Here is a 21960-nt window from a genome sequence, read left to right as displayed (position 1 = left end):
AAAAGACGAATGCCGGGACAGTCGAATTGCATCGACCGTCCCGGCACGGAGCGAATAGACCCGCCGGCACTACCCCCGGGACTTCATCTCAACGGCCATGGCCCGGTCGAAAGCCCCATCGGCCAGGACCTCCCAGCTGGGCAGCGAGGCCAGGTAAGTGTAAAAGGCGGCGTGCACCTTGACCGTGGCCAGCGACCGCAGATCCTCCTCGGTCACGTCCTGCTCGGCGAACACGCGCGAGCCCTCGTCGCTGATCTGGCCGTTGATCCTGCGGGCGGCGTCGGTGTAGGCATCGGAGCGGACCTGGCTGATGTAGGTCTTCGACCCGTCGGCGCTGCGCAGCTCGCCGTCCCCGCCGACTGAGAAGTGCTCGCGGTCCCGCTGCATCTCCACCAGCGCGGTCTTGTACGCCTCACCGATCTCAAGGTCCAGGGCCTTAACCTTCGCCGAGCCGTCGAGATTGATCAGCATCTCCTTGCTGACCGTGCCCTCGGCGTAGACCAGGCGCTTGTGGTCCTTCTGCGTCGCCTGGTGGGCAGCCACGGTCGCGGCCACCTCCACGTCCTCCAGGAACTCCTCGTCGTTGCCCAGCATCATGGCCTCGTAGTCGTCCGGGTCCACGACCACCGGGGCGTTGGGGTCGCCACTCTCGTCGGTGAAAACCATGCGCGTGATGACCTCCATGACCTCGTCCGAGTAGACGTCCGGGTCAAGGCGCTCGATGTCGATGTCCTTGTAGTCGTACGTCTCCTGGTAGAGCGTCTTGGCGTCGGCCGCCCTGACCGCCTGGGCCATGCGCTTGTCGAGCATCTTGACGAAGTCCGGCTGGTTCATGCGCACGTCGAACTCCATCGCGGAGCTGAGCGTGGGGATCGTCTGCAGCGAGTACTCGTGCCCCGGGTGGGTGATCGTGTTGCCGAGCAGCTTGAATGACATCGGCAGGATCGTCTCGTTGCGGTTCCAGACCGGCGCGTCGCCGGCGCGCAGCACGATCGAGTTGCGCGGCGAGAGGAAGGCGAAATCGTTGTACTTGATCAGCGGCTCCTCCTCCGTCGACCAGGTGCGCGAAATCGCTCCGTCCGTCTTCCCGCCGACCACCTTGTCCAAGTTCTGCGTGATCTGCTTCGAGCTGGCGTGGGTACGGTGGGTCTTGCCGCTCATCTTCTCCAGCGTCTCGATCATCGAGTCGTCGGTCGACTTGAGGAAGACGATGTTGCTCGTGTTTCCCTGCACAATCTTGTCGACCGACTCGCCGTAGACGTCGCGCAGCTGCTGCAGCGTCTGCAGGATAAGCGTGAACTGCTGCTCCTGGCCGAGGCCGATGGAGAGCATGGTCTCGAAGCCGGCGATGCCGTTGCCGTCGGACTGCAGGTTGCCGAGCTCGTCGAGCATGAACCGGGTGCGGTAGAGCGGCTTCTGGTTCGACTTGGTCATGTACGACTGGTCAAACGAGACGTCCACCAGCTGCTTGACCAGGATCAGGATCAGCTTGGCGTACTTCATCAGGTGCGGGGGAGTGACGAGAAAGACCGCCTTGGGCGACTCCGAGTACCGCGCCATCGTCTGCGTGATCGCGCGCGCCCGGACCTCGACCTCCTCGGGGTGCCCGCCACCGGAGAAGTCCAGCTTGCGGCTCGGGAAGGTCGTGTCGCCGGGCTGGAACGAGAGGATCTTCCTGTCGCGGGTGCCGCCCTCGCGCACCGGCCGCAGCTCGCGCAGCACGCCGTTCTTCACGATCTTCTTGCCGGTGACCGGCTCGACCACGAAGTGCCGGCCGTTGAGGGAGAGCTGGTAGCTCTTGCGGAAGTGGAAGTAGAAAGTGCGCACGAGCATGCCGCTCTGCGGGTTCTTCAGCTCCAGCTTCAGCCAGGCCTCGTCGCCGGGGAAGATTCCCTTGAAGTTGTAGCGCGCCCAGCCCACGCGGCCGACAATCTCCGAGTGCTCGAAGTCCTTGCCAAGGTTCTGGATGAACATCGGGTCCGCGTACGCCGACCAGCTCGCCATCTGGCCGAGCAGGTGGTCGCGCTTCATGAAGTTCGGCGAGAACCGCACGCCCAGCCGCCGCGGGAAGGACAGGCCCGCCAGGTCAGTGTTCTGGCTCGGCTTACCCGAGGTCAGGGTCGAGATCGTCGGGTCGGTGAAGAAGCTCATGCCCGTGATCGCGATGCCGTAGACCGAGGACATCATCTTCTCCGCACCGGCCATGGCGACCAGGGCGTTGTGGGCGTTGCCGACGAGCGTGCGCATCGAGTTGCGCGGCAGGGCCTGGGTGGCGTTGAAGTAGAGCGTGAGCAGGTCCTGCTCGGCCTTGCCCTCCCACAGGAAATCCTTCTCGGCGACCTTGGCCTGCTCCTCGGCCAGGGCGTCCTCGTCCTCTTCGAACTCGCCGTTCTTGATGCGCTTCTCCAGCTCGGCAGCGGGGTTCTTCCACTTCTTCGAGGTCAGCTGCACGAAGAGCTGGTAGCAGTTGTACAGCGTGACCTTTCCCCACATGTCGTCCAGCCGCTGCTCCAGCGTGCCCGGGTCCATGCCGGTGGCTGCTGCGTACTCGCGCAGCTCACGCTCCTCCTCGAGGTAGTAGTCGATGAGACCGTAGGCGGCCCGTTTGAAGGCGTTGTTCGCCGCGTTCGGCCAGACCGGGTCCTCACCGCCGTCCAGCGGGAAGAAAACCTCGCCGATGTTCTCGATGTAGAGCGCGCACTTGGTCGAGTCGCCCTCGCGGGCGGCGTCGGCGGCCATGCCCAGCGGGTTGTAGATGTCGGTCTTCATCGCGTTGATCAGGTTGAACTGCACCGGCTCGAAGCCGCGCGTGACCAGCGGGATGTAGTTCTTGACGAGCAGCTCGCCCTTGGGGTCGTTGATGACCATGTTCGAGGGCTCCTTCTCCCTCGACCACATGTCGATCATCGGCTCGATGTAGGTCTGGCCCTTGCCCGCCCGGGTGATGGCCAGCACCATCGTGTTCACGGGAGCAGTGTCGACGATGTAGGCACCGGCAGGGCGCTGGACTTCGTACGCCGGGAACTCCCAATCATCAGTGATCAGGTCCGACACCGTACGGTAGGGCCCGAGCTTGTCACGGTTCGCGCCCTGGAGCTTCCCAGGGTCCATCGCCTCTTTGGCCTTGCGCCGGCTCTCCTCGGTCGGCGGGTTGTACGGGATCACCGTTGCGTCATACTTCCGGCGCAGCCGCTTGTCCCGGGGCAGGCCCGAGGCGTCGAAGAGCGCCTCGCCGAACTCCTCGTCGATCAGCGGCAGGGTCTCGACCAGCGGCTCSCCGTCGTCGCCGTCCATGACCTCACCCTTGTAGTAGACGACGTTGCCGTCCTGGTCAATCACGTCGGACTCTGCGCGCCGGGAGACCTTGACCGTGCCCAGCCCCTTCTTGCTGAGCATCATGTGACTGATCATGGAGCTGACCTGCACCCCCGAGTGCGCACCGGCGTCCGGGAACCAGTCGTAGTTCTGCTGGACCTCCTCCGGCAGCGCGATGTGCTGGTCGTTGCGGTGGTCGTTGATGTCCGTGTGGTCGACCGTCGCGTTGTGCTTGGCGACCTGGCGTCCGGTCCAGGTGGAGATCATGATCATGACCAGCGCGCCCGATCCCAGCGTCAGGAAGAGCTTGAACCCGGTGACGGACCCCAGCTGCCCGCCCACGTTCGTCGCCGTGGGCGTGGCCCCCTGGTCAGCCTCCGGGGCGTCCTGGGCGGCGCTGCCTGCGTGGGTCCACCACGCTGGCACCGGGACGTCCTTGAGATCCGGGTAGCACTTCGAGCCGATCTCGGGGTTACCCTTCTCGTTGACGGCGCGGTAGCACGTCATCGGGGCCCCGCCCTGGCCTGTCGTAGTGTCCTCCACGTAGTACGAGTCCGGCTTTCCGCTGCTGTTTCCGCCCAGGCCACCGCCCATCGTCGCCCCGAGCGTGAGCACTGCCGTAGCAATGACCGAGTACAGCACCCACGCCACGATCGCGACCAGCAGGCCGGCGACGCCGGCGAGCGCGAGGCCCGACGTGTTCGACTTCTTGCTCAGCCGCTCGCCGCGGTCCAGCTGCTGGTCTTCATAGACGTCCCGGTTCGTCAGCGTCTCCTCCGGCCGACGCGCCGAGATCTTCTCCCAGCCGCTGGCCTTGGGCCGTGCCGCCCTGCGCTTGCTGCCTGCCATGGTTCTCCCTGCCTGTTTCCGCGTGTGTCTGTGTGTCCTGCGCCTGTTGTGATCCGGAAGACGCCGACGGCGCACGGGGTGCGAGCCCCATGCGCCGTCAGACCCCCGTCGATCTCCGAGTCGGATCAGCCGCCCATGGCCGCCCCGCCGATGAAGCCGGCGAGGCCGCCGAGCACGGGCAGCGCGACGATCAGGGCGATGAGCATCTTGTTGTAGCGGCTCTGGATCTCCGAAGCCCTTGCCAGCTCGCTGGCGTAGGACTCCTTGTCCGCAGCCATTTCCTCCAGCCGCGCCTCGTAACGGCGCTTGACCGAGTCCTCGACAACCTCCATCTGCTGCAGCAGGTCCGTGTTGCGCTGCGTGGCCGAGTCGGTCTTCTCCTTCTCGAGGGACAGGCTGTGCTGCCATTCCGTCTCGCGGGCCTGCATCTGCGTGATCGCGTCCTTGCGGTTGCGGTCGAGCTCGTCCTCCATCCGGCGGATGCGGTCGGCGTGCTCGTTGCGGATCGACTCCAGCAGCGCCTCCTGCTCGCGGCGCAGGACGCCGATCTCGTCGGTGGTGCGCTGGTGCTCTGCCAGAGCCTCGGCCTGGGCGATGTCCGCCTTGCGGTTGTCGTCGACGATCCGCTGGATCTCGGCCTTCCACTGCCCCAGACGCTGCTCCTCGGCCTCGAGGTAGGCCTTCTGCTTCTCGGCCAGGACCTCGAAGATCCGCGTAGTGCCGACCTGCATCTTCAGGGCGGCGTCGGAGCGGCGCACGCGCAGGATCTCCTGGCGGTCGTGCGAGTAGGAGTTCTCGAGCACCCGCTCGATCTCGGCGACGGCGTCGGCCTGCTCGCGCTCCATGCGGGAGCGGTTGCGCTCCTTGTACTGGATCTCCGCCTGGAGGGCGGCCTGCTCGGCGAGCTTCTTCGCCTGGGCCTCGTAGTCCTGGACGATCTCGGCCTTGCGGGTGCGGATCCGCTGTTCCTTCTCGGACTCCCGCTCGCGGTGCGCCGCCTCGGTGCCGTCCTTGAGTGCCTTGTAGCGCGAGCCCTCGCGGTCGGTGGCCACGTCACGGATGACCTGCTCGACATGGGCCGACATGAGGTTCACGTACAGCGTGCGCAGTTCGTCCTCGTGCGCCCACCGCAGCTGGGCAAGGTCGGCGTTGGCCTGCCGGTTGAGCTGGGCGACCTGGTCGCCGAGCCATTCGGTCGCACCCTGCGGCACCTCGATCTGCACGACCGGCGCGCCGATGGCGAAGGTCGCATTGAACTCGTCCAGGCGCACGTCGAGGTCCAGGTCCTCGGAGAGGAAGCGGCGTGCAATGACCTCACGCACCTGCTCCTGGTTCTCCAGCAGGACGGCTTCCTCCTCGGCCGGGGCGTACGCCGTATCGTCGGCGGTCACGGGACCGGACTCCTCGTCGAACTCCTCGAAGCCGGCCGTGCCGTCGAAGCCGGGCTCCGGCTCCACCGCAACCGGGGCCGCGTCCTCGTCTCCGAAGTCGACGGCTTCGTCGTCGAACACGGGCTCATCGCCCGCAGCGTCGAAGACCGGCTCGTCACCGGCACCCTCGTCCCCGCCGGAGATCGAGTCGAAGATCGGGTCACCCTCGTCGGCGTTATCCACGGCAGCAACAGCGTCCGCGTCCGCCGCGGGACGGGTCCCGGGCTCGTCGGTGGTGACGCCGCTGTGCTCGCGCCAGGCCTGCGCTCCGACAGCCTCCTCGAGGCTCAGCGTGCCGGAAGCGACCTCCTGGGCCTGCTTGAACGTGGCCTCGGCGACCAGGTCCACCAGCAGCTCGCCGCTGGGCTTCTGCCAGACGACGGCCCAGGAGTACTCCGCGCCAGCCAGGAGCGAGTACTCCTCCATGCGCGCAAGCGTCTCCGTGTTGGGGATGATGCCGAAGACCTCTTCGCCCAACATCTCTGCCGTGGCGACGGTCTTGATCTGGTCGGAGTCAATGAGCTCGATGAGCGAGCCCTTCGCCTCGTCGCGGCCGTGCCGCTTGCTCAGCCCGCCGATGGACTCGGCGGCCAGCACGAGCATGACCCACGCCGTGCCGCTGGGGAAGACGAACTTCGCGTTCGACCGCAGCAGTTCGACTGCTGCGGGGATCGCCGTCTCCCTGACCACGGACGACAGCAGCTCGTCAGGCTTCTTCTTCCGATCCTTGTTCCGGCTTCCCGCAGCCGTGCCCAGAATGCCCATTGGTGTCGATCCCTTCGATGATGAAACGCAGTTCGCCTGGTTTATGAGTATCCTATCGCTTATGAGTCGATAGGTGCAATGATAGACAATTCGACACGACGCCGAATGACCCACAATGGCCGCTGGCGCAGATCAGCGCACGGCGCTCACCTCGATGCACGCATCGGAGGTGAGCATGTCCTTGTGGTCGCTCGCCAGCTCGCCGACGACGTCGATCCGGATCCGCCGCTCAGAGGGATGCTCGTTGATGAACGTCGCCACTCCGGTGGTGACCTCGTCGGTCATCTTCGCCACCGCGCCACGGGCACCGCCGGCATTGGAGTCGGTGTCGCCCTTGTCGTCGATGAGGTACTGCAGGACCCTCTGGTCGATGTCTACCCGCACGTTGTGCTTGATGAGGACCTCCTGCACCATGTGGCGCAGCTTGTTGCGCACGATCTTGCGCTGCGTGTCCTCAGAGAGCGGCTGGAACGGGACGATGGCGTCGATACGGCCCAGCAGCTCGGGCGGGAAGCGGTTATCCGCCGAGGTCTCGGTGATCGAGCGGCGGATGAGCTTGTCGTACTTCAGCAGCTGCTCGCCCGAGCCCGTGTCGTCGGCCGCGTACTGCGCGATGGTCTTGTAAATCTCCGAGCCTGCGTTCGTCGTCATGACGATGTAGGTGTTCAGGAAGCTGACCTCGCGATTGTTGTCGTCGGAGAGCCGGCCGTCGTCGAGCACCTGCAGCAGCAGGCGGGTGACCATCGCCGAGGCCTTCTCGACCTCGTCGAACAGCAGTACGGCGTGCGAGAGGTCCCAGACCCGCTTCGTCAGCTCGGAGCGGAACAGGTCCATCGAGGAGTCCTGGGCGTACTCGGACATGTCGAATCGGATCAGGTGGCGCTGGTCGTCACCGAAGAGCAGCCGTGCCAGCTGCTTGGCAAGCTCGGTCTTACCCACACCGGTCGACCCCGTGAACAGCAGCGAGGCCTCCGGCCGGCCCTTGTCGTTCAGGTCCGCGACCGACAGCTGCAGCCGCCGCGCGACCGCACGCGTGGCCAGGTCCTGGCTGAACACCTTCGAGTCCAGCTGCTCCTTGATCTTCGCGCCGTCGACCTTGAAGGCAACGTTGACGCCCAGAGACTCCTGGAGCACGTCCGAGAGCAGATCGCGGTCCAGCGCCCGCTTGGTGAGGCGGTGCCAGCCAACCATGCTGTCCAGCACCAGGATCGACTTGCGCGGCTGCGAGCTCGCCGGCATGTAGCGCGTGGTGTACTCATAGATCTGCCGGTAGATGTGGTCGTCGTAGAACTGGTCGGCGACGTCGTAGTGCTCGGCCATGCCCTGCAGAATCCGGATCGTCGTCTCCTGGTCCGGCGGCGTCAGGTTGATGCGCTGCAGCCGTTCAACCAGCGGCTGATTCGGCGCAATGTGCCTGTGGAACTCGTCATAGGTCGTCGCGGCGATGATTCGGATGCCGCGTGCCCCGGAAGCCGCCAGCACCGGCTTGATCGCCTCAACCGCAGCATCGGAAAGCTGGATGATCTGGTGGAACTCGTCGATGAACAGGACCAGCTCCTGCTTCTCGTCCGCCACGAAGTGCTCGGCCTCGTCGAAGAAGCCCTTGAGCATGGCGGCCATGCGGTCCGAGTCGCCGGCCTCGGAGATCATCCGGGACGGATCGACCTCGAGATAGAGCCGCTCGGCGTCAGCGGCCATCGTGGCCTGGACGAGAGCGGTCTTACCCGTACCTGCCTCGGCCAGGAGCAGGGCGTTGCAGAGCTCCGGCCTGCTCATCGAGGCCAGCAGCTGGAGCTTCTCGTGCTCGCGGCCGACGATCTCGCGCTCGGCCCTCTTGAGCGGGTCCGACAGCTTCGACAGGAGCGGATAGCCCTCATTCAGGTGCACTTCATGGAACATGCCGTGGAAGACCTCTCGCCAAGACTTGAATTCATCTGATAGATCAGTCAAAAGTCTATCATGGCACCATTCGGCTCGACTGTGATAGGACAGCGAAAGGCCCCCGGACTCATATCCGGGGGCCTCCTGGCCATTCACTCCGTAGGGGTGCTGTCACAGCCCCGGCTGGCGGTCCTCCTGGGACGAAGCCCCATCCTGCTCGAACTGGTAGTCGTACCGCTCGCTCAGCGGCCTGCTGGACTCCCGGTCGCGCCGTGCCCGCTCGTTCGCCTCCCGCTGCTGACGCATCGAGGCACCCACGCGGTCGACCAGTGCGCGCCCGGCCTCCGCCCACATGTCCTTGCCCTCGTCCGGGGCCGTGATCTCGTCCAGGCCCAGCTCCAGCAGGCTCGTGCCGCTCAGTGGGCTGGGATCGTTCGTCGCCATAGCCTTCTCCTCCTCCGTGCCTGTCTCAGGCCCCGCGCTGCTGCTCGGTGCCCTCGGGCCCGCCCTGGCCCTCGAACTGATAGTCGTACCTCTCGCTGACCGGCTTCCGTCCCTGCGGCGAGGTGCCCGGCAGCTGCTCCTGAGCACCACGGCCGACAACCGAGCCCATCCGCCCGACCAGGTCCGCCCCGGCAGCGGAGCCCTGGGGGGCCTTCTTTCCGCCATGTCCGGCCAGCTCCGTGTGCAGCCCGCGGGCTGCACCCACGGCAGCTCCCCTGGCGGCGCTGGCGGCGACGCCCCTGGTCGATGCACCAGACTGCTGGGCACGTTGGGCGTGGGCCGCGGCATCCTGCATGGCCTCGGTGCCGAGCCGCCTGGCTCCCTCGCGGAGGCCCGCGGACTGCACGGCCTGTCCGACCTTCGACCCGGCGGCCCGCTGGGTGAGCGGGACCTTCACCGGACCCTGAACCGTGCCGCCGGCATGGGCCTGCTTCGCCTGGGGCTGCTCCTGCCGGGACGATTCCGGCTTCGGCACATCCGCTGAAGTGATCATCCCCGGTGCCGGCTCAGCCTGCGGGCGCGGCCGCCGCTCGACCACGTTGGGGTTGAACCTCGAGCCCGGCTGGCCGGGAGCGGGGGAGGAGGGCAAGCTGTATCGGGGACCCCGCACCGCGCCTAGGCCCGCCTGCGAGCTCGGGCCCCGCTGCTCTCCGGTATCGGGGGTGGCCCCGCGGATCGCCGCCAGCTGCTCGGGCGTGTACGACGTCGGGCGCTGGCCGTGCTCCGGTCGGCCCTGGGAACCTTTACTGAGATCTGCCATGATGATTCGTTCCTCTCTATGCGAAAGGCCCCCGGAGAGGTTTCTCCGGGGGCCTTTCAATGAGTTCTGCTGAGCCGTGGATCGGTGTCAGCCGACCGCGGGGGCCTCGGCCTCGACGACCTGCTCGGCCTGGGCGGTCTGCTCCGGACCGGCCTGGCTCTGCTTGGCAGCCGCCTGGGTCTCCTTGGCCGCCTTCATGGAGGCGAACTGGTTGTCCAGGGTCTTGGCGTCGACCTTGAAGTCGCTGGCCTCCACGGACTTGGTGTTGACCACCAGACCGGTGCCGCGCGAGGCCGGCATCACGTTGCCCTTGAAGCCGTAGACGGTGCCGACCTTCTCGCCGTCCTTGTTGAGCAGCGGCTCCGTATTCGGGCCCGCGGCCTTGACGATCTCCTCCAGCTGGCCCACCGAGTAGGGGGCGGTGTTGGCGAAGCGCTCCTTGCCGTCCGGGCCCTTCACGCGCTCGGACTTCAGGTGCAGGTTGCTCTGCTCCGGTCCGCGCGAGTCGCGGGCGTCGACCTGGATGTCGGCGTAGTGCGACTTGCCGTCCTTGGTCGCGCCGTTGTCATAGACCTTGGCGATGAGGTTGACCCCGGTCATTGCGCCCTTGCCCTTGAGAAGTGCCATGATCTCGTCCTTTCGTCGTTCCGTCCGCCACTCGGCAGAACTGCCTTGATCATTCACGTCGTCCGAGCAAAGCCCCGAAGTGCAGTGCCGAACTGCTCTATACACTAATACTCCTATAGAGCATTCCGCAACCATTCGAATGATCTTTCGACTCGTGTCCCTACTCGTGCTGGATACCGTCGGACCGGCCTGCCGGCTCCTGCTCGGGGCCGGGGAGGACCCCGGCACCAGCCACCGCGGCGTCGACCCGCTGCTGGACACGCACCACCAGGCCGGCGTCGAGCGAGGAGGCCTTCGAACGGCGCATCCGGGCCGCCTGTTCCTGCTCTTCGCGCAGCGCCGCGATCCTCGAACGCAGAAGCGGCCGCATGGAGCCGTCCTCCACCGGAACCAGTTCCCGCGAGACCCGGGTCATCGCGGCGATGTCGTCGACAGGGAGGTCGGCGATCGCCTCAGACTGGCCTGACTGGTCGAGGTACTCCATGGCCGCCAGCAGCAGCCGGCGGCGTTCGGCCGCGGCTGCGGTGAACTCCCGCCGGGCCCGCTCGCCGATCTCGACATCGGCCACGAAGTCGTAGCCCAGGTGATGCAGGTCCAGTGCCTTGACGTCGTCGAAGGGGTGCGCCGTCCCGGTCTCGATCGACAGCTGGGTGGAGACCTCCGGATCCCCGCCGGCGACGGCGCTGCGCTGGTCAGCAGGACCGGCGACGAGCACCAGCCCCGAGTCGGCCAGGTCGGTGCGCAGCTCCTGGAGCCGTTCGTCGTAGACCTGCTTCATCGTCTCGATGCGCGCGTCCAGCACCGCCCGTCCGGCCTTGCCCGCGGTCAGGTGCCGTCCGCCGGGCTGGCCGTAGATCTCGCGGCCCATCTCCTCGGCCTGGTCGGCGTCCTTCATCCGCTGCAGCGAGGCGTCCTGGCGCAGCGCCATCAGCGAGAGCAGGCGCTGGCCGTACGCGGCGACCTCCTGCTGCTGGGCGTACCACTGGCTGGCGTCGCCGACAAACGGCAGGAAGTGCTGGTACTTGCTCATCACCCGCCGGTGCCAGTCCTCTTCGTAGCGGTAGAAGTCGTAGAGCGGCCGGGAGTCCTCTACGGCCACTTCGGCCTTCTCGGCACGCTCCCATTGCCGGGCCAGGTCGCGGTAGGCGCTGGCCTTGGACTTGTGATGCTGCAGGCGGGAGGCATAGCTGCGCAGCCGGAAGCCGAAGGAGACGACGTCGTCCTCCGAGCTGCCGTGCTGCTGCTGGCGCTCTGCGGCCAGGGCGGCCATCTCGGCGTAGTCCATACCCATCACCTCAAGCATCGGCGTACGCACCCGCAGCTCCTCCTCGGGCAGGGCGCGCAGCATCTGGTAGACCCCGTTGACCGCCCGCTCGGTGATCTGGTTGCGGCCCGCGTCGACCAGGCGCTGCCACGCGTCGGTGGGCAGGCCCTCGGCCTCCCGGCGCTGATTGGCGTACTCCACGACCCTCTCCATTGCCGCCGGCAGCGGAGAGCCCGGCCGCTCCAGCTGCTCGGCCACCAGCTCGGAGACCAGACGGTTGGCTTTGCGCATCCGCAGATCGTTGGTTCCGGCGCGCCACAGCGAGCGGTCGGCGGGCAGGCAGGCCAACAGGAACTGGGGGAGGGCCTCTGAGCGCATGCGCTCGTGTGCCCAGCGCTTGATGAAGGTCGTCACGTTCCTGCGCTCGTAACCGACGGCGCTGGACAGGTGCGCGACGGCCTGCTTCTCGTCCAGCCAGGCGTCCACGCCGCGCCGCAACCGGGACTTGTGCCGGTCCAGAAGCTTGCCCCGCTGGGTGCCGTCCTTGGCCAGGTGGCCGTGTCCGGCGTCGACCATCGCCAGGTGGCAGTGGACGTGCTCGGTGTCGACCTGGATCACGCCGACGTAGCGCAGGTCGTCGAAACCGCTCGTGCCCGAGCTCATCCGCTCCAGCCCGTGCATGATCGCCATCCGCAGCTTCATCTGGTCGATGTGGCCGCGGTAGTCCCCGCGGCCTTCGCAGTGAAAGTCCTCGCCGACGATGCGGTGCCGTTTCAGGTATTCCTCATCGAAGGAGAGCACGGTCTTCAGCACCGTCTTGCCGCTCTCGAAGTGTTTCTGGATGTCCCGGGATGCAGCCCGCAGCTGCTCGTCGGAGAGCGACACTGAGCCGTAGCCGAAGGCCACGCCGCCATCGCCCTGGGCCTGGCGCATTATCGTCTTGGCCTCGACCCTGCTCGTCCCGGCGCGCTCGACCGCGCTCTCGCGGGCCATGTAGCGCAGGATGAAGTCGTCCGTGCGCAGCCGCTGGATCGGCGCGAGCGACTCAGTCGCCTGCTCGCGCGCCATGTACCGGGTGACGTAGTCGCCGGGGGTGCCGCCCCGGGACCCCTTGCCGCCGGGCAGCGGCACACTGAACTCGTTGACGATGACCACTGACTGCTTCAGGCCCATCCCGCCTCATCCCTCCGTCGTGTGAATGCACAGAACCCCGGCCGCTGTCCTCCAGCGACCGGGGCCCGTCCTGACTGCTCTGCCCGCCTCGGCCTCAGTGGCCCAGGCCGTGCCCGTCTTCCTCGCCGAAGTCGAGGTCGGCGGCGCGGCGGGAGGCCTCGCGCTTGCGCTCCTCGAGCGTCGGCGCGGGCACCTCCTGCCCGGTGGCCTCCTCATCCAGACCAAAGTCCAGATCGTGGGTCGCGCTGGCATCCGGCTCCGCGTCCGCAGGGACGGCAGCATCCTCCGGTCCGTCCAGGTGCAGGGCCGGGGCCACACGCTGGTGGTACAGGTGCTCGGGCGTGCCCTCAGTGCGCTCCAGCTCAGCCTGATACCGCTCGCGCTCCGCGGTGATCTCAGCCTCGACCGCCAGCAACTGCGCGGTGACGCCCTCGGCAGCCGGCTGCTGCTCCTCGGGCCGCTGGAGGTTCTCCGCCTGCGCGACCAAGTCGAGTTCGTCCTCGCTGAACAGCGAGTTGATCGCGTCGGAGCGGGCCCGCAGGCCCCGCTGGTCGACGACGGACTCGACCGGACCATGACCATCCTTGGAGCGGTCAGCGAAGTAGGCCGCCAGGTCGTACTCGGTGGAGGCCAGGTCGATCTCGAGATCGGCGATGCGGTGCACGTTCATGAAGACCACGGGGGCATCGGCCTGGTCCCCGGACGGGGTGAGCACGAGGGCATCCGCCCTGGCGGGCAGCTCCCACTCGATCCCCGTGAGCTGGTCGGGCACAGTGAACGAAGGGCTGAAGTAGCCCTTGGCCGCCAGTGCGACCAGCTGCTCGTCGTCGAACTCGTAGAAGGCGTCGACCTTCTCGCCCTGGCCGTGCGAGTAGGTCACCTGGGTGATCCCGTACGGAAGCGGCTCGGCGGGAGTGATCGAGCGCAGCTCGCCCACGACGTGCAGGTAGGGCCGGTAGTTCTCCTCCTTGCCGCGGTGCTTGAGCTCGACAGAGTCGACCAGCACCCCGATCTGGGCATCGAGGCCGTCGTAGCGGTGCGCCTGCACGCCACGCTCCCGCAGGGCCCGGTCGGCCCACACGTCATTCATCATCAGTCCAGCAGTGCGCATCAGTTGCTCCTCTTCCGGTTGGTCTTCTTGCTCGGGCGGGTGGTCCTGGGGGCGGAGGTGGCCGGGGCCAGCGCCGGGGTGCGGGCGTCGCGTACAGCCCGGATCCGGCGGGTGGACCAGCGCCACATCCCGCGCATCGCGGCGATCTCCGCGGCGGCCAGCAACAGGACCACAAACAGCAGCGGGGCGATCCACATCGCGACGGTCCCGGCCATGGTCAGGTCGCCGCTTGCTGCGCCCGACTGCCGGTGCAGCCACGCGCCGAGCATCGGGATCACGACCATCGCAGTCATCGAGGCCAGCACGTAGTCGGCGATGAGCACGACCGAGCGGAAGAACACCGCCCAGATCAGCACCGGCGATCCGCCGAAGCCCTTCCCGGGGGCCAGGCGGCGCAGCGCGCCGGCCAGCTTCGAAGGGCCACGCCCGGCCTTCGGCTTGACCGGGGCCTTCTCGACGGGGACTGCAGTGGCAGCCTCCACCCGGGCTTCGTGCTCGGTCGCGCTGCCGGTCTTGTCCAGAGTCTGGATCGTCATTCGTCTCGTCCTTCGTGGTTGTCGTGTCGTGTCGTGTCTGTGCGGGTGTCCCGCCGGTCAGCCGCTGTGGCTGGGTCCGGGGCTGGCGGTATCGACCGGTGAAGCAGAGGCAGGTGGCCTCTGCGCGGCAAGCTGGTCCCGCGTCCGGCCCGAGGCCCGGTACGCTTCGAACGAGGCGACCGTGCCGTCCTGTCCGGTGGCGAAGGTGAAGACCACGTACTCACTTTTGGCCGTGGACTTGCCGTCGGCGGACACCGGGTCCAGGCGCGCCACTCCGATGACGGAGTAGTCCAGGCCCTTCACCGCGGCAACGTCGACGTCGAAGTCGGCCAGCTGGTACGCCGTCCCCGCGCCCTTTCCGGCACCGGTCGCTGCCATCCACTCCGGGATGAACTCGGTGAGGGCCCGGGACGAGGTCCCGAGAAACCCGTACCGGGCGTCGAGGGCGGCCTGCGTCTCCTTGACGGTCCGCGAGGCGGCCGAAGAATCCGTCAGGCTCAGCAGCACCGAGCGCGCTGCGGCCCGGTCCCGGTCGGCCCGCTCGGCATCCATCCCCGGCAGGGCAGCCAGCAACCGGGCATGCTTGGTCTCAAGTGCCGCCTGCGCGTCCTCCTGCTTGCCCTGGAGCTGGACGATGAGCTGGTCGGCCTTGGCGTCGGCGTCCGCCGAACCGTCGGCCAGCAGCGCCGGGGCCAGAGAGAGCAGCGACAGCGCCAGCAGCGTTCCGGTGCTGCAGACCAGGACCTTCCCGGCCCTCGCGCGCACCCAGTCCTTCACGTCCTCGATCACGGTGCCTTCACCTCCTGCCGCAGGGCCTCGCCCGTGGTCGTCGTTCCGGTCTGGACCCCGGAGAAGCTCTTGCGGGTCATGTCGTAGTCAGCCCGGGCCCAGGCCAGTACCGCCGGGGCCTGCCCGGCCGCCGGGCGGGTCTGCACCGCCAACCAGGTGACCCGGATCGTGCCGTCCACCTCGACCGAGTAAGGGCGCTGGGCGACCCACTTGAAGCCGGAGTCGAAGCTCATCGGAATCTCGTTGCCCGCGGCGACGTCCTTGTCGGCGGCCAGCAGGTACCAGGGTTGGAGAGTGGTCCCGACGTCGGGGGCGAAGTACGGGGTGAGGTTCCGGCGCGTCGGCTCGGCGGCAGCCTGGTCCAGCGTCCCGCCCGAGTCCGCCACCGAGGGTGTCAGGTAGCGGTACTCGTTCTGCAACCGGGCGATCTGTTCCGCAGCTCCCTGTGCCGTGACCAGGGCGCGGTCAGCGTCCTTGGCCTCCGGGAGGGCGTCGGTGCGCACCTCGGCGGTGCGGATCTGCTCGCGCAGGGAGACGATCTGCTGAGCCTTGTCTTGGCTGACGGTGGCCTCGCCACCAGAGAGACCTGCGCCGACCAGGAAGCAGAGCAGCGCAGCTGCCCCCGTGCACACCCCGCCGATGGCCGCCCGGCGGCTCATCAGCGCACCCGGGACATTTCCGTCCCCAGTGGGGTCGGCGTCGCCCGGTGCCGCACCGGCGTCCGGCGCGGCCACGAAGCGGGTCTTGCGGACAGGCTTGTCAGCCTGCACACCCGACTGGCCGATCTTTGTCGATGCCATTGCCCCTCAACTCGCTCTTCGTCTCGAATACCAGTACAACTCTATCAAGAAGATGAGTCGAAAGGGAGTCGGATCATCTGGAATGACGAGTCGAACCGCCAGCGGGAATGGCGGACAGGCCAGAGACCTTCCCTTGCGCGTCGACGGTGAGGTACACCAGCACGGTCCGGTACGACTTGACCCGGTCCGGTGCCACCTTGTTCTGGGACACCGCATCGGAGGTAGCCGCCACCTCGATCTGCACGGCATACGTGTACTCGTCCGCGGTGACCTTCACGACCTCGAGGTCCGCGTCGGCATTGACCGCCGAGTTCAGCCCTTGGGTGTCGATGTAGTAGTAGCGCTTGCCCGCGGCGTCTTCGTTGAAGCGCGCCGGCGGCATGAACTGCTTCAGGAACTGCTCGTCCTCGGACAGGTGGTAGCGCTCTTTCAGGTCCCGGCGAGCGGCCTCGTAGGCCTGGCCGGAGTCCCAGGTGAATGCCGTCTTCACCAGGCGGTCCACGATCTGCGTGTCGTCGTGGATCCGGCTCTGGCTCACGCCGAGCGACTGCATGACATCCTGCTCGACCTGCTCGGACTTCGCGGTCCCGACCGAGGCAAGCTGGCCCTGAAGGCCCGTGATCGTCTGCTGCTGCTGATCCAGTGCACTGCGCTGGGACCCCCATGTCAGGCCGGTCACCGTCACGGCGGTAACCAGCAGTACCGTGACCCCGACCACCAGGGCGTTGCGCCGCATGAAGCCCGGTTCCGGCGCTGCCGTTTCGTCCGTGCCGTCAATCTGCTGCTCCTGCATCATCAGCCCTCTCCGCTTCCGTTACCCGTCGTCGATGCGCCCTGCTGGTGCTCCGCGCCGGCGGCGGTCACCACGACCTTGAGATCCGCGAAAGTCCCGGCCTTCCCGTCGTAGGAGTAGGCCGCGTTCGCCCACGCCAGCACCTGTCCACCCGCGGTGTCCCGGCACAGCCAGATCACCCGCGCCGTGCGCGTGGTGCCCGTGGCGTCCTGGGTGGCGAGGTCCGGCATTACCGACTCGACCGACCAGGCGTACGCTCCGGGCGAGGAAGCCTTCAAACCCTCGTAGCGCACGTACCAGGGGAACCGCGGGTCGATCTGCGTGCTCGGGTCGAACGGCGTCACAGAGGTCCAGGAGTAGGCCCCCTTCTCGTCGGCCAGGAACGAGCGCGGGCTGAACAGGGGTGCCAGCGTCCGGCGGTGCTCGGCGATCTGCAGTGTCGCCGCGTTCGGCGTACCGTTGCCCGCATTGGGCTGTGTCGCCGCCTCGTGGTGCAGCTGCGCGAAGCGCTGCTGGGCCTCCGCGACCTTCTGGGCGTCCTTTGCGGCTGCCTCCATCAGCCGCGTCATCTTTCCGGGCAGATCCGGGGCGACCGGAGTGCTCCTGGCATCCTCGATCTGGACCTGGAGCGCGGAGATCCGGTCGGCGTTGGCCGCGTGCTCCACCTCGAATCCCTTGCCGCTCACTCCCGCGGCCGCCGCGAGCCCGAGGATCGCCACGCCCATTGCGGCGCTCAAAACCAGGCGCGTCCGCCGCGCCGACTCCTCCGGAGTGCGTGCCTGCCGCTCTCCGCGCCGCTCGGAGCGCCAGCCCTCGAAGCGGGCCTCGAGTTCGACCCCGCTGACCCGCCTGCGGGTGGCGGGGGCCTTCAGCTTCTTCGGCGCGCCGTCCTCGTCCTTGACCGTGTCCCCGGCCCTGCCATGCGCATCATCGTCCGCACTCGTCACGATGCCCGCCCTTTCTCGTGTTGTCCTCATATATGACTCCAAGTCTATCTGTAATGGTCATTCAATAACGAGTCTGCCCCATTCGACAGGTCACTGCGCACGGATCGGGACGCAGAAAGGGCCGGTGCCCGGATCGTCCGGACACCGGCCCTGCTTCCGCCGGCTACGCCGGCAGGTTGCCGCCCGTGGTGATGAGGTCCGTGACGTCGACGAACACCCACCCCTCGGACTTCATCCGCTCCGCACTGTCAACGCGAACGCGGCCCATGAACGCGCAGTAGCCGGCCTCACCGAGGATGACCTTGTCGCCCTGCACGCCCAGCACCACGAGGGTGTGGCCCGCGGACCCCGTACCCGGCCCGGAACCGACCGAGTACGCCGTCGGCGTACTCGAGACCTGCTTGCCCGTCATGGACGCGATCGCGTGGGCTGTCTGGATGCCGTCGCCCGGCGGGTACTGCTGGAACGAGGTGTACTTGTTCATGAAGTAGACCGAGAACGACACGCAGTTCATGGCGTGGTTGTCGCCGCAGGAGCCCGGTCCGCCAGCGCCGTACTTGTCGTCCAGGAACTTGTCGCCCTCCTGGTTGTACAGGTCGATCAGCTGCCGGGCCTGCTCCTCGTTCATGCCGCCGTCGACGAGGCTGCCCGGGCGCACCTTGGTGTCGCTGTCGCAGTTGCCGAAGATGGAGCGGATCCCGCTGCCGACCGTGTCGACAATGCCGCCCACGATGTCCTGGACCCCGCCCACGACCGAGGTGTCGACGGTCCAGCCGCTCATCTTGCCGAACCACATCTCGGCGTCGGCCTTACGCTCCTGCAGCTGTGAAGCGTTGTCGGCCGAGCGCTCCCACTTGTCGTGGAAGTGCAGTGCAGCAGCAGAGGGAGAGCCCTGCGAGGTCTTGATCATGTCCTTGAACACGGCCACGTCCCCCGGGCTGTCGCCCTCCGCCATGAATGCCAGCTGGGCCTTGATGGTGTACCAGTCCAGGTTCTTGGACTTGGCATAATCCAGGAGCATCGTGGTGCGCCCGTTCGACCACTGGCCCAGACCGATGCCGCCGTGCGACTGGCCGGGGATGTGGGTGAAGTTCCCGTCCCAGGCGGTCTGCTTGCGCGGGCCGATCTGGTAGGGCTCGTTGTAGATGCCCTCCACGCTGGTGGGGTCCACGCCCGACTCCTGCGACCAGTTGCCCAGGATGCCCGCGATGTTCTCCTCGGGCATACCCCAGGTCTTCAGCACGGAGTAGACCGCCCGGGCGTTCGCCTCGGTATTCGCCGGGACGTCAGCGCCGGGGCCGTTGCGGCTGACATTGACGATGCAGTTGGTCATGGTCGAGCCGCGGCCGCCATCGAGGCCGGCCTGGTCGAGCACACCCGTGAGGACCGTGCTGAGCACAGCCACCGCGGCAACGGTCGCAGCCACCCCGGATGCGGCCGTGGCCACCGGGGCGACGGTGGCCGTCACGGTGACCCCGAACACGGCTCCTGCCGCCTTGCCGACCAGCCCGCCCAGTGCGATGAACGGTGCGGCGATCGTGTGCCCGACCGCCTTGGCGATCCCAAGGATGAAACCCCAGATCATGCTGGCCGCGTTGGCGGCCATCGCGAGCATCGCGAAGAACATGGTCTTGAGCCACTTCAGGAAGGCCATGACCATGAGAAGCCCCGCAGCCGGGGGAGCGGCCGCCGCGGTGCCGCCGACGGCGACACCCCTGGCGGTCTTGGACAGCAGCTGGCCGTCCTTCTCCTTCTGCGAGGTCCGCTCGTAGCCGGTGCCCCCGGCACCGAGCCGCTTGTCGGCAGGCTCGGCGTCCGGACCTCCGCCGGTGACCTTGGACGCACCGTCGACAACATCCTTGCCGGTCTCCAGGCCCACATTCTTGGCAGCGCCGACCGCTGCCCCGGGCAGCGCGCCGACACCACCGGCGGCGGCTCCGGCCTGCGCCCCGGCGACAGCTCCCGAGGCAGCCGCTCCCGCGTACCGGCCGGCACCGCGGCGGACCGCGCTGCTGCCGTCACCCTCGACCGCCTTGCGGGCAGCTCCCCCGGCCGCCCCGGCGGCGACACCGTCGAGGCTCTTGGCAGCCTTGGCGGCCTTGCTGGTCTTGCTGGCTGTGTCGGCCGCACCTGTGGCCTTGCCAGCGGCAGCCGCTGCGTCCGGGGCCGGTGCGGCTCCCAGGTGCTTCGACCCGCGGCCCGCAGGCGTCGGGTCCACGGGCTGCGGCGCGGGGGCGGCCCCCGGGGTTTTCGGCAGACCCTTGGCTGCATCCCCGGACGGGGAAGGAGCGGAGGCCGCTCCGGTACGGGGCCCGGCGCGGCGTACGCCGGACCCCTCACGACGAGGGGGCTGCGACTCCTCCTTCGCACCCCCGTCGGCGGACCTGCGGTCCCCGCGGGGCGATGCAGCGCGCCGGGCCGGGTCATCCCGCCGCGTCGGCTGGTCGATGGCCATAAGCTTGTCCTTTCCGGCTCGATGCCTGGGTGGTGACTGCCCGCTCCGTGGAGCGCGCTCAGTGATAGACGGTCAGGAAGTCCCCGGCCGAGTTCGCAGTGCTGTTGGACTGCACATCGCGCAGCTTCACGTCCAGGCCGAGCAGCTCGAGCAGAAGCCCGGACTGGTACTCCGACTTGGCCTTGCCGTAGTCCTGGTAGGCCTGAGAGAGGTTGTTCATCACGTTCGTGAGCGGGCGCATCGTCACCTCGGAGGACCGGTAGTCCTTCTTCAGGTCGGTGCCGTCGGAGAGGACCCACTTCATGTCCGAGACCTGCTGGCTCGTGCTGTCGCTGCCCTCGGCGCGCTTGTCGGCGAGGAACTGCACATAGCCCTTACCGGCGGGCACGAGCGTGTCGAGGTAGCCGGCATAGACGTTGCCCGCGCGCCAGTTGAAGTCGAATCCGCCGGGCACGACATGGCCCGTCTTCAGCTCCAGCGTCGCCTTCCCGTCCTTGGCCTCGGCCGCCGAGACACCAGCCACCTGATCACCTGCGATGGAGGTCGGAACGGCCGGCGGACGGAGGAAGAGCCCATCGACCTTGGTGGTCGCCAGGTCGGAGGTGTACGACTCGACCTGCTTCAGGCTCGTGCGCATCGCGAGCAGCTTCTGGTCGAGCTTGTCCCGCGTCTGCTGCTCCTGGGTCTTCAGCACGACGTCGTAATAGGCCCGGGCCGGGTCGAAGCTGGCCGCGTCCAGGGCCGGGATGTCGGTGGTGCCCGACGCACCCGGGTTGATGATCACGCGCCACTGGTCGTACTTCTTGAAGCTCGAGTCGCCCACGACCTGGTCATCCCTGCTCTGCTGCCGCTCGTCGTAGGTCAGCTCGGCGTTCGCGCGGACGGTCAGGTTGAGCACCTGCCGGTCGAAGGGCCGGTCCGCGTCCAGGAGGACCCCGACGTAACCGGTCGAGCCGAAAACGTGGAAGGTGCCCCTGATTCCGCTGGTACTGACCTTCTCGGTCTGCAGCTTGTCGTTGGTGCCCAGCAGGAAGGCCTGGTAGTCCGCCGCGTTGTACGAGATCGCCGCGCTGGCGGGGAAGTGCATCATGACCAGTGCCCTGTTGCCGGTGTGATTGGTGTAGACCCCGTCGACCGTGCCCTTGAGCTGGGTCTTCGAGGAGGTGAACTCGGTGTTGTAGAGCGCGGTGTGCGACACCGCGTCGCTGCCCGCCTTGAAGGCGGCGGCACCCGAGCCGGCCACCACGACCAGCCCCATCACAGCGAAGATGCCGAAGAACACCCCGAAGCGCTCGATTGCGTGGTGCGAGTCGAGCTTGAACCGCTTGCCGAAGGCCAGCGCCTTGTCCTTGATCCCCATGTCCGTTCCCGTTCGTCCTGTTCCTTGCTCTGCCTGTCCTGCTCGTCGTCAGCGCCGTCGTCCGACCCCGGGAACGACGCACCGGGCCGGTTGAGGCCTGGTGACCTCAACCGACCCGGTGCGGTCCGTCGACGCTTTGTGTGCCCGGCCGTTGATTCCTGCCGCGCCGGGCTTAGCCCAGGACGCCGCTGGTCAGTACGTGGCTGACCGTCTGCACGAGGACAGAGCCGCCGCCGAGGTCCTCGAGGGTCTTCTGGCCGCCGGAGCCGATGGTGTTGATCAGCGACCACCCACCGGTGCCGAGCGCGCCGCCGACCAGGATGAGCAGGGCGATGGTGCCCCAGCCCTGCTGCTGGCCCGCGGACTGCGGGGTGGCCATCAGCTTCTTGATCAGGAGCACGCCGCCCCAGACCAGTCCGACCGCACCCAGGAGCATGAGCAGCAGCCCGCCCCAGAGCTGGATCTGGGACTTCGCGTTCTCCAGGAAGCTCGTCAGGTCCCAGGCCGCGGTGGGCAGGGCGACCCGCTCGAGTGCCGCCTCGTAAATCTTCGTCATGGTTCTTTCCTCTCGCCTATCGAATGGTCGCTTGCATGACATGTG

General features: G+C 67.6%; 16 protein-coding genes. All 16 read right to left on the bottom strand.

Translation table 11 applies throughout. The features are described from left to right. Window positions 1–69: 69 nt before the first annotated feature. The 16 genes from ASG79_RS00165 to ASG79_RS00090 all read right to left on the bottom strand — a co-directional run bounded on the left by ASG79_RS00165 (window position 70) and on the right by ASG79_RS00090 (window position 21915). Entirely contained in the window at window positions 70–4239 is a 4170-nt protein-coding gene (locus tag ASG79_RS00165; protein WP_200953125.1) for a type IV secretory system conjugative DNA transfer family protein, read from the bottom strand. 50 nt (window positions 4240–4289) lie between these two features. Beyond that, the gene (locus ASG79_RS00160) at window positions 4290–6359 is read right to left on the bottom strand and encodes a hypothetical protein (protein ID WP_056387400.1); all 2070 of its coding nucleotides are present in this window, start codon (window positions 6357–6359) and stop codon (window positions 4290–4292) included. A gap of 132 nt (window positions 6360–6491) precedes the next feature. Beyond that, a complete protein-coding gene (locus tag ASG79_RS00155; RefSeq protein WP_056387398.1) occupies window positions 6492–8258 on the bottom strand; it encodes an AAA family ATPase in 1767 nt (588 codons plus the stop codon). Between the two features lie 153 nt (window positions 8259–8411). Next, on the bottom strand, window positions 8412–8684 hold the full coding sequence (locus tag ASG79_RS00150; protein WP_056387396.1) for a hypothetical protein: 273 nt from the start codon (window positions 8682–8684) through the stop codon (window positions 8412–8414). Window positions 8685–8709: 25 nt separating this feature from the next. Then, window positions 8710–9504 carry a hypothetical protein gene (locus ASG79_RS00145; protein WP_056387393.1) on the bottom strand — a complete coding sequence of 265 codons (795 nt, stop codon included), beginning with the start codon at window positions 9502–9504 and terminating at the stop codon, window positions 8710–8712. Between the two features lie 87 nt (window positions 9505–9591). Continuing rightward, complete coding sequence (locus ASG79_RS00140) at window positions 9592–10131, bottom strand: hypothetical protein (protein WP_056387390.1); 540 nt, start codon at window positions 10129–10131, stop codon at window positions 9592–9594. 160 nt (window positions 10132–10291) lie between these two features. Further along, window positions 10292–12568: a relaxase MobL gene (mobL, locus tag ASG79_RS00135; protein WP_160141486.1), complete on the bottom strand. Its 2277-nt coding sequence runs from the start codon at window positions 12566–12568 to the stop codon at window positions 10292–10294. A 94-nt stretch (window positions 12569–12662) separates the two neighbouring features. Further along, window positions 12663–13679, bottom strand: coding sequence for a hypothetical protein (locus ASG79_RS00130; RefSeq protein ID WP_056387386.1), 1017 nt, complete (start codon window positions 13677–13679; stop codon window positions 12663–12665). Then, window positions 13679–14215 carry a hypothetical protein gene (locus tag ASG79_RS00125; RefSeq protein ID WP_056387384.1) on the bottom strand — a complete coding sequence of 179 codons (537 nt, stop codon included), beginning with the start codon at window positions 14213–14215 and terminating at the stop codon, window positions 13679–13681. The genes ASG79_RS00130 and ASG79_RS00125 overlap by 1 nt, the downstream gene beginning before the upstream one ends. 57 nt (window positions 14216–14272) lie before the next feature. Next, window positions 14273–15004 carry a hypothetical protein gene (locus ASG79_RS00120; RefSeq protein WP_056387381.1) on the bottom strand — a complete coding sequence of 244 codons (732 nt, stop codon included), beginning with the start codon at window positions 15002–15004 and terminating at the stop codon, window positions 14273–14275. Then, a complete protein-coding gene (locus ASG79_RS00115) occupies window positions 15001–15804 on the bottom strand; it encodes a hypothetical protein (protein ID WP_056387380.1) in 804 nt (267 codons plus the stop codon). The genes ASG79_RS00120 and ASG79_RS00115 overlap by 4 nt, the downstream gene beginning before the upstream one ends. Before the next feature lie 73 nt (window positions 15805–15877). Continuing rightward, window positions 15878–16600: a hypothetical protein gene (locus tag ASG79_RS00110; protein WP_056387377.1), complete on the bottom strand. Its 723-nt coding sequence runs from the start codon at window positions 16598–16600 to the stop codon at window positions 15878–15880. Continuing rightward, window positions 16600–17574, bottom strand: coding sequence for a hypothetical protein (locus ASG79_RS00105; protein ID WP_056387374.1), 975 nt, complete (start codon window positions 17572–17574; stop codon window positions 16600–16602). Before ASG79_RS00105 ends, ASG79_RS00110 begins: the two co-directional genes overlap by 1 nt. A gap of 133 nt (window positions 17575–17707) precedes the next feature. Beyond that, window positions 17708–19999: a phage tail tip lysozyme gene (locus ASG79_RS00100; RefSeq protein ID WP_142133570.1), complete on the bottom strand. Its 2292-nt coding sequence runs from the start codon at window positions 19997–19999 to the stop codon at window positions 17708–17710. 58 nt (window positions 20000–20057) lie between these two features. Continuing rightward, window positions 20058–21359: a hypothetical protein gene (locus ASG79_RS00095; protein ID WP_056387367.1), complete on the bottom strand. Its 1302-nt coding sequence runs from the start codon at window positions 21357–21359 to the stop codon at window positions 20058–20060. Window positions 21360–21531: 172 nt separating this feature from the next. Next, window positions 21532–21915 (bottom strand): hypothetical protein, encoded by a 384-nt coding sequence (locus ASG79_RS00090; protein WP_056387364.1) that lies wholly within the window; start codon window positions 21913–21915, stop codon window positions 21532–21534. Between the last annotated feature and the right edge of the window lie 45 nt (window positions 21916–21960).

The organism is Arthrobacter sp. Soil761 (assembly GCF_001428325.1).
Classification (GTDB): domain Bacteria; phylum Actinomycetota; class Actinomycetes; order Actinomycetales; family Micrococcaceae; genus Arthrobacter.
The sequence above is the reverse complement of the archived record's forward strand: the minus strand, read 5'-3'. Positions and strand labels throughout refer to the sequence as shown.

Excerpts from the sequence above, each read along its gene's own strand:
- mobL (WP_160141486.1), bottom strand. The coding sequence starts at position 12,568 with ATGGGCCTGAAGCAGTCAGTGGTCATCGTCAACGAGTTCAGTGTGCCG.
- ASG79_RS00130 (WP_056387386.1), bottom strand. The coding sequence starts at position 13,679 with ATGCGCACTGCTGGACTGATGATGAATGACGTGTGGGCCGACCGGGCC.
- ASG79_RS00140 (WP_056387390.1), bottom strand. The coding sequence starts at position 10,131 with ATGGCACTTCTCAAGGGCAAGGGCGCAATGACCGGGGTCAACCTCATC.
- ASG79_RS00105 (WP_056387374.1), bottom strand. The coding sequence starts at position 17,574 with ATGAGGACAACACGAGAAAGGGCGGGCATCGTGACGAGTGCGGACGAT.
- ASG79_RS00160 (WP_056387400.1), bottom strand. The coding sequence starts at position 6,359 with ATGGGCATTCTGGGCACGGCTGCGGGAAGCCGGAACAAGGATCGGAAG.
- ASG79_RS00095 (WP_056387367.1), bottom strand. The coding sequence starts at position 21,359 with ATGGGGATCAAGGACAAGGCGCTGGCCTTCGGCAAGCGGTTCAAGCTC.
- ASG79_RS00145 (WP_056387393.1), bottom strand. The coding sequence starts at position 9,504 with ATGGCAGATCTCAGTAAAGGTTCCCAGGGCCGACCGGAGCACGGCCAG.
- ASG79_RS00110 (WP_056387377.1), bottom strand. The coding sequence starts at position 16,600 with ATGATGCAGGAGCAGCAGATTGACGGCACGGACGAAACGGCAGCGCCG.
- ASG79_RS00155 (WP_056387398.1), bottom strand. The coding sequence starts at position 8,258 with ATGTTCCATGAAGTGCACCTGAATGAGGGCTATCCGCTCCTGTCGAAG.
- ASG79_RS00115 (WP_056387380.1), bottom strand. The coding sequence starts at position 15,804 with ATGGCATCGACAAAGATCGGCCAGTCGGGTGTGCAGGCTGACAAGCCT.
- ASG79_RS00090 (WP_056387364.1), bottom strand. The coding sequence starts at position 21,915 with ATGACGAAGATTTACGAGGCGGCACTCGAGCGGGTCGCCCTGCCCACC.
- ASG79_RS00150 (WP_056387396.1), bottom strand. The coding sequence starts at position 8,684 with ATGGCGACGAACGATCCCAGCCCACTGAGCGGCACGAGCCTGCTGGAG.
- ASG79_RS00125 (WP_056387384.1), bottom strand. The coding sequence starts at position 14,215 with ATGACGATCCAGACTCTGGACAAGACCGGCAGCGCGACCGAGCACGAA.
- ASG79_RS00100 (WP_142133570.1), bottom strand. The coding sequence starts at position 19,999 with ATGGCCATCGACCAGCCGACGCGGCGGGATGACCCGGCCCGGCGCGCT.